This window comes from Paraclostridium bifermentans (assembly GCF_019916025.1).
Lineage (GTDB): Bacteria > Bacillota > Clostridia > Peptostreptococcales > Peptostreptococcaceae > Paraclostridium > Paraclostridium bifermentans.
In genome coordinates, this window is record NZ_CP079737.1 from 2,709,663 (window position 1) to 2,721,653 (window position 11,991).

Consider the following 11,991-nt stretch of genomic DNA (forward strand, 5'->3'; position numbering starts at 1 on the left):
ACTCAGTCCTCTCTTAAAAAGTATTTCTTATACAATTATTTACATCTAGTATATTTTTATACTGTTTAAGAGTAATTATTTATTCTCTAAACAAATTTTTTCATCTCTTTTTTTAGTCTAGATATTATCTTTTTCTCCAATCTAGATATGTACGATTGTGATATGCCTAACATCGTAGCAACTTCCTTTTGAGTTCTTTCATTTCCTTTGCTAGCTAGCCCAAATCTTAACTCCATAATTTGTTTTTCTCTATCTGAAAGTCTATCAAGAGCCATAACTAAAAGATCTTTATCTATCTCCTCTTCTATTAACTTGTATATTTCGTCATTTTCTGTTCCTAATATATCAGATAATAAAAGTTCATTCCCATCTAAGTCAACATTAAGAGGCTCATCAAATGATACCTCTGTTTTCTTTTTATTGTTTTTTCTTAAATACATAAGTATTTCATTTTCTATACATCTAGATGCATAAGTAGCTAGCTTTATATTTTTATTTAACTTAAATGTATTCACAGCTTTTATTAAACCTATTGTCCCTATTGATATAAGATCTTCCACATCAATCCCTGTATTTTCAAATTTTCTAGATATATATACTACCAATCTTAAATTTCTTTCAATTAAGATAGATTTTATACTTTCATCATGTTCTAAGTTTTTTAAAAGCTCTTGCTCTTCCTCAGTAGAAAGCGGTGGAGGCAATATATTTACGCCTCCCAAGTAATATAGACTCTTTGGATTTAAAAGACCTAATCTTTTTAATATTTTATAAAAATAACCTATACACTTTGACTTTAATTTTATAAAATTTTTCATAAAACTATCCCCCTTAAATTTTATATACTCATTAATAGTTGTGGATTTAATATAGCGTTATAACCATCTTCATTAAAATTGGAAAGCCCTAATATTACATTAGGTATTTTTTGTCCATCAACTTTTATGTAATCTGATTTTATGCCTATTACCAAGTTGCTATCATTTATCTGCTTTACAGGTATCATTCTAATCCTATAAGATATATTTTTATCAACTTTATCTATAACATTATCAATTGAACTTATATTTATATTTTTAAGATCTAGTTTTTGGAATTCTTCAGGTAAAATTCCATATAATTTATTAGCACTTATAATAACAACTTCACTTTTACTTATCGGATCTTTCAATAAGTTCCCTGTATCTATTAAAGCCTTAAGTTCCACCTCTTTTTCATCTATACATACCGTCATATCCTTTTTCATACTTGCTATATGCTTTAATTCTTTTATGTCATTATAAATATATTTAAGAACTACTCCACTTATATATGTAATTAAGATTATAAAAGATATAGTTAAATGTGTGATGCCTGTACAATATATAATAAAAAACGAACTTCCAGCAATAAAAATATTAACAAAATAAAATATGGTCAAAGTCCTTAAATATCCCTTTAACGATTCATTATTAAATGCTATTTTCGTTACAATTAAAATTAATAATACTTTCATAGGAATTGAAAAAAACAAATTAAAATTATCAAATAAATACAAAATTGAATATATCATTCCAATTGTAGCACCTGTCCATTTTTTCTTCATAGAACTATTATTTTTTGAAATTATAGCAGTGCAACTTATTATTATATAATTTACTAATAAGTTTTCAATTGCATAATATTCTACGTACACCTCCATCCCCCCCTTGAAACATTTACCTATATTATAGTTTAGGTTTAATGAGTTTTATGTCATAATTGATAGTCGAACCAAATTTAATTTATTCTTAAATAAAACAAAAAAACGCAAAAAAAAAGAAGATAGTACTATCTTCTTCTTCTTAGGAATGTTGGAATCTCCATATCATCACTTTCTATGTATGTTGAACTTGTATTTTGTTTAACAACAGTTTCATCTTCTTGTTTTTGTTCTGGCATTACTGGTCTTTGAGGCTCTCGTGCCGGATTATGATTTAAACTGCTTTGTTGAAAGTTTTGATGTTGTCCTTGATTCATTGCGTTGTTTCTATTTATTAAATCTAAATCCATATCTTGTCCATCTTCAAATCCTGTAGCTATAACAGTTATAACAAGATCATCTTTTAAATCTTCTTTTATTGTAGCTCCAAATATTATATTAGCTTCAGAATCACAAGATTCTTGAACTAATGTAGAAGCTTCATTTATTTCAAATAGTCCTAAGTTTGCTCCACCTGTTATATTAAGTAAAACACCCTTAGCTCCTTTTATAGACGTTTCTAGTAATGGTGATTGTATAGCTTGTCTTGCTGCTTCTATAGCTCTGTTTTCGCCTTGAGCTCTTCCCATACCCATATGCGCTAGGCCTTTTTCCTTCATTATAGATTGAACGTCAGCAAAGTCTAGGTTTATTAAACCTGGTGCTGCAATTAAGTCTGATATAGATTCTATACCTTGTTTTAATACATCATCTGCTATTGAAAATGCTTCTAACATAGATGTATTCTTTTGAACTATTTGTAACAATCTATCATTAGGTATAGTTATTAAAGTATCAACTTTTGTCTTTAACTCTTTTATACCTTGTTCTGCATTTTTCATTCTTACTTTACCTTCAAAAGCAAAAGGTTTTGTTACTACTCCTACTGTAAGTATACCCATCTCTTTTGCTAATTGAGCAACTACAGGTGCAGCTCCTGTTCCTGTTCCTCCGCCCATTCCTGCAGTTACAAATACCATATCCGCACCTTCAAGAACTTTGAGTATTTCATCCTTACTTTCTTCTGCAGACTTTTTCCCAACTTCTGGGTTTGCTCCTGCTCCTAAACCTCTAGTAAGTTTCTCTCCAACTTGAATTTTATGCTCAGCTTTAGATGTATATAAAGCTTGTTTATCAGTATTTACAGCTATAAATTCAACACCTTTTAGTTGTGCTTCAACCATTCTGTTGACAGCGTTGTTACCACCGCCACCTACGCCTATTACTTTGATTTTTGCAAAGTTATCCATTTCTACGTCAAAGTTTAGCATCTACAAACCTCCTTATTTAATATTCAAAGTAAATCTATGTATTAATTATATCATTTTATATTAGCATTTTGTTAATATTTAACTAACTTATTCCACAAAAAAGTTCATTTTCCTCTTTTTTTATTGCATAAATTAGATACAATCTGTCTTCTTATAATTGATAAATTATTAAATAACCTTGTCCCAAATACCAATATATCTACATAATACATAGGAACTCCTATTATATATCCTATGTAAGTAAATTTTTTAAAGCCTAATTTAATTTTTAATTTACTTATATCCAGAGTACTCTATTGTATAATGTCATTTAAATATAATACCCAGTTATTATAATAAGCGAACTACCATTAATTACCTATATTATAAATATTCACCTTCTATATTTTACTTTGAAATACCTCCATTATTCAAGTTTTTTATTCATGTTTTTTACAAGAATTTGTAAATATACATAAATTTCGTTATTAATTTGTAAAATTTAATAAACAAAAATTAATTTTCAAAATAATTTGTTGCTTATATTTTAGTAAATATAAGCATTTTGAAATTATAATAAAGTTTAACATCATGGAGAGTATATAGCTTGTTCTTTAGAGGTCAAATCTATATTACCACCTTTTTTATTGTTAGATTTTAAATCAACTAGTATAGCCTTTAATCGATTGATATTATACTCTATATCTTCATCTATCTTCAAAACAATATTTGTGTTATCATCTGTTTTCATGTACATTTTATTTTTATTTATTTTTATGCTTTCAACTTTCCTTGACATATTGTTCTTTTTCAATGTATCTATAGCTAAAATTATGTCATTTGATTTATCTGAATTAATTTGAATCTTTGTGTTTAATTTTTTATTTTTTATTTCAATACCACTTACTAAGGGGATATTCTTGTTCTTTATATTTTTTTGTTCTGATAAAACCAATCCATTTTCACCTATATAAATATAAATTGCTCCTTCTTTTATTATTGCATATTCACTATTTTCTTTAATTGTTATTACTAACTTATCGGGAAACTTCCTACTAACTTTAATATATTTTATGTATGGGTTTGCCAATAATTTTTTTTCTACATCATTTAAATTATATTTAAAAATATTTTTGCCAGTTTCAATATCTCCTATTTTAATTATGTCGCTTTTAGTTATTTTACTATTTCCGTCCACATCGATTTGTTTAAGTTCAAAAATACTACTACTTATACATATATAAATAAATAATATAACTAGCAAAATAAAAGCATATATAGCAAATTTACCCCTCTTATTTAACTTGCATTTATTTTTTTTCATAATAACCCACCTTTAGTATTTTATATATTATAAAATACTACATAACAATAGCTTATCCTTTGTTATTTGATTATTTAATATTTTAAAATTACAAAAAAAGAAATCGTAATAGTGCATAAAACTAATTCGATTTCTTTTTTTATACTAAATTTTTTTTATATTTGCGCCTAGACTTTTCAATGTTTTTTCAATATGCTCATAACCTCGTTCTACATGGCTAATATTAGTAACTTCAGTTATTCCTTCTGCAGCTATACCTGCCAATATCAAGGCTGCTCCTCCTCTTAAATCCGAAGCTTCCACTTTAGCCCCAACAAGTTTATTTACACCCTTCACCATGCAAATATTTTCAGTTATTTTTATTATGTTTGCTCCCATTTTAGAAAGTTCTCCGCAATGCATAAATCGATTTTCAAATATTGATTCATGGAAAATACTAGTGCCTTCACTTAAACATAATAAAGTCATAAGCTGAGATTGCATGTCAGTAGGAAATCCAGGATGAGGCGATGTTTTTATTATATCTATAGGTAAAATTTTACTTGGAGCTTTAAGTTCTAATCCAGTTCCTTTATATTCAATATTACATCCCAATTCTTCTAATCTGCTAACTATAGGGTTCATATGGCTACTTATAACTCTATCAACTTGTAAATACCCTCCAGTTATAGCACTAGCAATCATATAAGTCCCTATTGCAATCCTATCAGGAATTATTGTATGTTCTACAGAATGTAATTTATCTACACCCTCAATTTGAATACAACTAGTTCCTGCTCCACTTACTTTTGCTCCCATTAAATTCAAAAAATTTTGCAAATCTTCTATCTCTGGTTCTCTTGCAGCATTATTTATTATTGTTATTCCCTTTGCTTTTACAGCTGCCAACATCGCATTTTCTGTAGCACCTACACTTGGAAATGTTAAGTTTATAGTATTTCCTACCAAATACTCTCTATTACAATATATATATCCTCTGTCTTCAGTTATTTTTACACCTAATTTATCCAAAGCATATAAATGAAGATCTATCGGTCTAGAACCTATAGAACATCCTCCTGGATAACTTATGCTTATATTGTTAAATCTTCCTATCATTGCCCCCATTACTATAATGGATGATCTTAATTTTTTCATATACTCTTCTTTAACACTGTTTACATTAACATTTTTACTATCTATATATAAAGTATACTCATTGTATTCAACTTTACATCCTATGCTTTTCAATATATCAATCATTACATGTACATCTGATATATCCGGAATGTTTTTTATTATATTTTCAGATTCATTTAGTATAGACGCAGCCATTATAGGCAATACAGAGTTTTTTGCTCCTCTTATATCCAGCCTACCTTCTACTTTGTTGCCTCCACTAATTATATACTTTGACAAAAGTATCCCCCCTAGTAGCAAGTATTTTTAGCCTAAAATATAACTTCTTATATTTTTAATACTATGTACTAGAGGGGAAATATGTTACTTTTTATTTTTTATACCGATTGTCTTAACTTCTTTTACTTCATTTTCACTTATTTTTTCATCTTTACTTTCAACTTTAGCCTCTTTTTTCGGCTTTTTATTGTTTCTATTATAAACTTCCATAACTTCTTTATATATTATGTCTATAGCTTCTGGTTTTCCTATTTCTTTACTCGCATTTGACATGTCTATTAAAAGATCTCTGTCTCCTAATAATTTAAATACTGTATCATTTAAAGTTTCAGCTGTAAGATTTTTTTCTAAAATAGCTATTCCAGCACCTTTGCTTTCTATACTTTTAGCATTGTATTCCTGATGATTTTCTGCTGTATAGGCTTTAGGTATTATTATAGATGGTTTACCAAGAGCTGTTATCTCAGCTAAAGATATAGCCCCTGCACTTCCTATAACTATATCACAAGCGGCTAATGCACTTGCCATATCTTCTAAATATGGTACTACCTTTTGATATGGCTTTAACTGTAAGTCACTTATATCACTCATAAAACCATCATAGAAGTTCTTACCTGTAGCATATATAAACGCTACATCTTCATTAACAAGATTTCTTATTACTACCTTCATAGAATCATTGATTTTTCTTGATCCTCCACTACCTCCGTAGCATAAAACCATTTTTTTATCTTCTTGTATTCCTAACTTTCTTCTTGAATTACTTTTTTTAGATATAAGAATCTCTTTTCTAACCGGATTTCCTGTAAGTACTAATTTATTTCTAGTTTCTTCAGGGAATCTCACATGAGAATCCTCAAAGCTAGTTAAAACTTTAGTTACCATTTTAGCTAAAATTTTATTAGTAACTCCAGGGAAAGAATTTTGCTCATGAATTATAGCTGGAACTTTACCCATAGATGCATTGAATAATACAGGTCCACTAACATATCCTCCAGTTCCTATAACAACATCTGGCTTAAATTTCTTAACAATCCTTCTTGACTGCTCTAATCCTTTAAATAATTTAAATACTCTTTTAACATTATCAAAATCTATTTTTCTTTTAAACCCTTGTACTGTAACAGTTCTTAGTTCATAACCATATTTAGGAACTATTTCAGATTCTATTCCTTTTTCTGTTCCTACAAATACTATTTCAGCATCTGGGTTCTCTTCTTTTATCTTATTTGCTATAGCGATGGCAGGATATACATGTCCTCCCGTTCCTCCACCAGATAATAAAACTTTCATTAACTTTCATCTCCTGTCTAATTCATTTTTACATGTTTAGAGACGTTAAGCACAATCCCTACTGCTGCCATAAATATTATAAGAGAGGTTCCTCCATAACTTATAAATGGTAAGGCGACTCCTGTAACAGGCATTGATGATGTTGCAACAGCTATATTTAAAGCTGCCTGAATACCAATTTGGCCCCCTATACCTACAACAAGCATACATGAAAATACATCAGGACATTTTATTGCAATTCTTATACATCTATATACTAAAAATACAAATAACATTATTACTATTGCACATCCTACAAGGCCAAGTTCTTCTCCTATGATGGCAAATATAAAATCATTTTGAGGTTCGGGTATGTAAAAATACTTTTGTCTACTTTTTCCTAGTCCAAGCCCAAACAGACCACCTGATCCAAGTGCATATAAACCTTGTATAACTTGGTATCCTGCTCCTAGAGGGTCTTTAAATGGATCTATAAATGAAGTAACACGTGCAAGTCTATACGGAGCTGCTAATACCATTACTGCAAATAATCCAACCCCTGCGCCAAACATAGCATAAACAATTTTCATATCCATACCTGCTACAAATATCATTACAAAAGTAACTAATATTACTGTTCCTGCAGTAGATAAATTTGGTTGTAATATTATTAGAGCAAAGAAAATACTAGGTATTATAAGAAGTGGTATAACTCCTTTTGTTAAAGATTTTATTTTATCGTATTTCAATTCTATTAATTTAGCAGTTATTATTATTGTTGCAAATTTAGCTAACTCTGCTGGTTGTATTGTCAACCCTCCAAAACCTAACCATCTTTGAGCTCCATTTAATGAAGTCCCAAGAGGTGAAAGTACTAATAGAAGTAATATAACTACTACTATTCCTAATATTTTTGCATTTTTGTACCAAAATCTGTATTCTATCCTAGATGTAAAAATCATAGCAATAAATCCTATGGTTGCATAAATTACATTTCTCTTTAAAAAATAATAGGAATCATCTAGTTTAAATGTAGATTGTATAAAACTAGCACTAAAAACCATTATGATCCCTATAAATACTAATAACATTGTTGTATAAAATACTACATTGTCAAAATCAGTTTTTATCCCCCTACTAACACGTTTCTTTACTATCTCTTTAGGCATTAATTAGACCTACCTCCATTCCCGGTTATATATCTATAATTTATATATATTCTCTTTGAAGTCTAATCCTCTTGCCTCGAAGTTTGGATACATATCCCAACTTGCACAAGCTGGTGATAATAAAACTACATCCCCTGATTCAGCTATTTCATAAGCTTTTTTTACTGCAGCTTCCATGTCTTCAACTTTTGATATATTATTAATTCCATGTTCTTTTGCAGTTGTTTCTATTTTTTCTGCAGTCTGTCCTAATAGGACTAGAGCCTTTACATTTTTTGTTGCATATTCAATCATTTCTGTAAAGTCACTTTGCTTTTCATATCCTCCAGCTATTAAAACTATAGGTCTCTCATATGAAGTTATAGCTTTTATAGTTGAATCTGGGTTCGTTCCTTTAGAGTCATTTACAAACATAATACCATCTTTATTTGTAACAAACTCTAATCTATGCTCTACACCTTTAAATGTTCTTAATGTGTCTATTATAACGTCAGTATCGATATTTAATACGTATGCCATTAAAATAGCCGACATCGCATTTTCTAAATTGTGGTTTCCTGGTAAGCTCAATTCAGATTTATTCATAAGAACTAATTCTTTACCATCTACCTTTATAACTATATTGTTATTTTTATCTAGATATGCACCTTGCTTTACTTCTTCTTTTATTGAGAAGTATAAAACATTTCCATTGCTGTTTTTACCTAAATCTCTAACAATAGAATCATCATAGTTTAGTATAGTAAAATCCGTCTTGTCTTGATTCTTAAACACTCTAGCTTTAGCATTTATATAATTTTCCATAGTATGGTGTCTATTTAAATGATCTTCTGTAATATTTATTATAGTACTTACTTTAGGTTTAAAGTCTTCTATACTTTCTAATTGGAAACTACTTAACTCTGTTACAAGATATGAGTTTTCATTAGTTAAATCAACAGTGTCTATAACTGGATTACCTATATTTCCAACTATATATGTATCTTTATTTGCTTTTTTAAACATCTCTCCTACTAAGCTAGTAGTAGTAGTTTTTCCATTTGTTCCTGTTATTCCTATGAATGTAGGATTTTTAGATAGTTTATATGCTAATTCAACTTCTCCTATTATTTTAATGCCTTCAGATTTTATTTTTTCTATAAAAGGCAAGTCTAAAGGAACTCCAGGAGATACTATAGTTAAATCTATGTTTTCTATACTTTCAAGGTGTTTACCTAAAACATATTCTATATTATCTAAATTATCTATTTCTTCTATTATTCCTTCTAATTTTTCCTTAGGTTTTATATCATTTACTATGATATTTGCACCTAATTTATTTAATTTTTTTATAGTTGATACGCCAGTTTTTGCTAGTCCTACAAGTAAGACATTTTTATTTTTTAAATCCATTGCTCTAACCCCCGTAAATTAGAATACTGCTATTATACCTATCCAAGCTAACACTATAGATGTTATCCAGAATACAAATATAACTTTTGTTTCAGGCCATCCACATTGCTCAAAGTGATGATGTATAGGTGCCATTTTGAATATTCTTTTCTTTCTTAGTTTATAAGAACCTACTTGAAGTATAACAGATATAGCTTCTGCGAAATAAATACCTCCAACTATGGGTATTATAAGGACATTATTTGTAAGTACTGCAAATGAAATAACAGCCCCTCCTAATGCCATAGATCCTGTATCACCCATAAATACTCTTGCAGGATATGAGTTGAATCCTAAGAATCCTATACATGCACCTACTGTAGCTGCTGCTAGTATAGCTACATCTGTATATCCATAATTAGCTGCAAGTAACATAAAGAATCCAGATACTATAACAGTTATTCCAGATGCTAATCCATCTAATCCATCTGTTAAGTTTACTGCATTTACAGTTCCAAGTATTACAAATACCATAACAGGTACATATAAAGGCCCTAAATTAATCGTAAAGCTTGTAAATGGTATTAATAATTGAGCAGCACTTGGTGAATTAGTATATTGATAATATGCTAAAAGTGTTGCTAATGCAATTTGTAGTAAAATCTTTTGATATGCTTTTAATCCTAATGATCTTTTAAATTTAATTTTTAAAAAGTCATCTACAAATCCTACAAAACCAAATCCTGTTATGCATAAAAGCCCCATTGTCATATCTGAGCTTACTTTTGTTCTTGTAAGAACTGTAACTAGTATTGCTACTATCATCATTATACCACCCATTGTAGGTGTTCCATTTTTTTGTAAATGTGTCTGTGGTCCATCATCTCTTACAGTTTGACCGAACTTAAACTTAGTTAACATAGGTATAAAAATCGGTCCTAGTATAATCACTATTAGAAATGAAATCATCGCTGTATACGTAAGTTGTGTTATTCCTAACATAATATAACTCCTCTCCCTTGCTGGCTATTTCTTAATTATTGTCTACCTGCTTAAATATTGTACTATATTTTCTAATTGCATACCTCTAGACGCCTTAACTAAAACTACGTCATCCTTATTTATTATATCACTTAATTTCTCGATTGCTATTTCTTTATTGTAAAAATGGTACACATTAGAGCCATTTAAACCTAGTTTAATTGATTCATCACTTATAAACTTTGAGCTTTCTCCTATAGTTATTAAAACATCTGCATTTTCTATTGCATATCCTCCTACAAGTCTATGGCCATACTCTGAATGTTCTCCCATCTCAAACATATCTCCAAGTATTGCTACTCTTCTTTTTTCATACCTTCCTAATATTTCCAATGCAGCTTTCATAGAATCTGGGCTTGCATTATATGCATCATTTATTATTGTTAAATCATCTTTTTTAATAATATCCAATCTCATTTTACTTGCTTTGAAGTTTTTAAGACCTTCTTTTATATCTTTTAAATCCATTTCTAAGCTTAATCCTACAAGTATAGCTGCCATTGCATTATATGTATTGTGTTTTCCAACTGTAGGTATATATATTTCTTCTTTATTATTATCTATCATACATGTAAATCTTAATTCTTCTTCTCCTATAGAGTACTCTGTACAATATATATCATTATTGTGGTCAAATCCAAAAGTTTTTAAATCATAATTTAATTCATCTTTGCATATTTTTTTTAGATATTCATCGTCACCGTTTACTATAAGTGTGTTAGATTCATCAAAGTTTGAAGTGATTTCTAGTTTAGCTTTTAATATACCTTCTTGAGATCCTAAATTTTCTATATGAGATAGCCCTATGTTTGATATTACTCCTATCTTAGGATTAACCATGTTTGCTAAATACTCTATTTCTTCAAAATGAGACATTCCCATTTCTATTATTGCACAATCATGACTGGAATTTAAGTTGAATAATGTAAGCGGAACTCCTATATGATTATTGAAATTACCTTCATTCTTCAAAGTATTAAATTTTGTTGATATAGCTGCATATATCATATCTTTTGTTGTAGTTTTTCCGACACTACCTGTAACTCCGATATATGGTATTTCAAATTTGCACTTATAAAAATTTGCTATATCTCCAAGAGCCTTTGTTGTGTCTTCTACTTCTATTAAATTTATATCCGAACTTTCAAATTTTATGCTATTACTTCTATTTTTTATAAAAGTTTTACATCCATTTTCATATGCTGACTGCATAAACTTATGTCCGTCTAGGCTTTCACCTATTATAGCTATAAATGCATCTGTAGATTTTGCTTTTCTACTATCTATAGCTATATTTTGTATTTCGTCTGATTCATTACCTTTTACCAACGTACCTTTAGTTGCTATAACTAGTTCTTTTATAGATAAAGATTCCATACTAAACCTCCTTAATAAAGTAAATCTCTTTAAATATTATAAATCTTTTTATATTCATCATCTATACTT

The 11,991-nt window shown here is 28.9% G+C and carries 11 protein-coding genes; all 11 read right to left on the reverse strand.

Features of this window, described 5'->3' with window-relative positions; all coding sequences use genetic code 11:
• Positions 1 to 86: 86 nt before the first annotated feature.
• Entirely contained in the window at positions 87 to 818 is a 732-nt protein-coding gene (sigE, locus tag KXZ80_RS13115; RefSeq protein WP_021433881.1) for an RNA polymerase sporulation sigma factor SigE, read from the reverse strand.
• Positions 819 to 838: 20 nt separating this feature from the next.
• Positions 839 to 1,675, reverse strand: coding sequence for a sigma-E processing peptidase SpoIIGA (locus tag KXZ80_RS13120; RefSeq protein ID WP_021433882.1), 837 nt, complete (start codon positions 1,673 to 1,675; stop codon positions 839 to 841).
• Between the two features lie 134 nt (positions 1,676 to 1,809).
• On the reverse strand, positions 1,810 to 2,991 hold the full coding sequence (gene ftsZ / locus KXZ80_RS13125) for a cell division protein FtsZ (protein ID WP_021433883.1): 1,182 nt from the start codon (positions 2,989 to 2,991) through the stop codon (positions 1,810 to 1,812).
• 104 nt (positions 2,992 to 3,095) lie between these two features.
• Positions 3,096 to 3,278, reverse strand: coding sequence for a DUF1290 domain-containing protein (locus KXZ80_RS17925; RefSeq protein WP_114543618.1), 183 nt, complete (start codon positions 3,276 to 3,278; stop codon positions 3,096 to 3,098).
• A 281-nt stretch (positions 3,279 to 3,559) separates the two neighbouring features.
• A complete protein-coding gene (locus KXZ80_RS13135) occupies positions 3,560 to 4,294 on the reverse strand; it encodes a cell division protein FtsQ/DivIB (protein ID WP_021433884.1) in 735 nt (244 codons plus the stop codon).
• Positions 4,295 to 4,438: 144 nt separating this feature from the next.
• Positions 4,439 to 5,692, reverse strand: coding sequence for a UDP-N-acetylglucosamine 1-carboxyvinyltransferase (murA, locus tag KXZ80_RS13140; RefSeq protein ID WP_021433885.1), 1,254 nt, complete (start codon positions 5,690 to 5,692; stop codon positions 4,439 to 4,441).
• Positions 5,693 to 5,776: 84 nt separating this feature from the next.
• A complete protein-coding gene (murG, locus tag KXZ80_RS13145; protein WP_021429984.1) occupies positions 5,777 to 6,985 on the reverse strand; it encodes an undecaprenyldiphospho-muramoylpentapeptide beta-N-acetylglucosaminyltransferase in 1,209 nt (402 codons plus the stop codon).
• A gap of 17 nt (positions 6,986 to 7,002) precedes the next feature.
• Positions 7,003 to 8,133 (reverse strand): putative lipid II flippase FtsW, encoded by a 1,131-nt coding sequence (ftsW, locus tag KXZ80_RS13150; RefSeq protein ID WP_021430094.1) that lies wholly within the window; start codon positions 8,131 to 8,133, stop codon positions 7,003 to 7,005.
• Between the two features lie 33 nt (positions 8,134 to 8,166).
• Entirely contained in the window at positions 8,167 to 9,525 is a 1,359-nt protein-coding gene (murD, locus tag KXZ80_RS13155; RefSeq protein WP_021433886.1) for a UDP-N-acetylmuramoyl-L-alanine--D-glutamate ligase, read from the reverse strand.
• An 18-nt stretch (positions 9,526 to 9,543) separates the two neighbouring features.
• Positions 9,544 to 10,509, reverse strand: a complete 966-nt coding sequence (gene mraY, locus KXZ80_RS13160) for a phospho-N-acetylmuramoyl-pentapeptide-transferase (protein WP_025162704.1) — start codon at positions 10,507 to 10,509, stop codon at positions 9,544 to 9,546.
• Positions 10,510 to 10,548: 39 nt separating this feature from the next.
• Entirely contained in the window at positions 10,549 to 11,922 is a 1,374-nt protein-coding gene (locus KXZ80_RS13165) for a UDP-N-acetylmuramoyl-tripeptide--D-alanyl-D-alanine ligase (protein WP_021433887.1), read from the reverse strand.
• Positions 11,923 to 11,991: the final 69 nt, after the last annotated feature.

Bases quoted from the DNA above. Each gene is read 5' to 3' on its own strand.
- ftsW (WP_021430094.1), bottom strand. From the start codon at position 8,133: ATGCCTAAAGAGATAGTAAAGAAACGTGTTAGTAGGGGGATAAAAACT.
- murD (WP_021433886.1), bottom strand. From the start codon at position 9,525: ATGGATTTAAAAAATAAAAATGTCTTACTTGTAGGACTAGCAAAAACT.
- ftsZ (WP_021433883.1), bottom strand. From the start codon at position 2,991: ATGCTAAACTTTGACGTAGAAATGGATAACTTTGCAAAAATCAAAGTA.
- murG (WP_021429984.1), bottom strand. From the start codon at position 6,985: ATGAAAGTTTTATTATCTGGTGGAGGAACGGGAGGACATGTATATCCT.
- KXZ80_RS13135 (WP_021433884.1), bottom strand. From the start codon at position 4,294: ATGAAAAAAAATAAATGCAAGTTAAATAAGAGGGGTAAATTTGCTATA.
- sigE (WP_021433881.1), bottom strand. From the start codon at position 818: ATGAAAAATTTTATAAAATTAAAGTCAAAGTGTATAGGTTATTTTTAT.
- KXZ80_RS13165 (WP_021433887.1), bottom strand. From the start codon at position 11,922: ATGGAATCTTTATCTATAAAAGAACTAGTTATAGCAACTAAAGGTACG.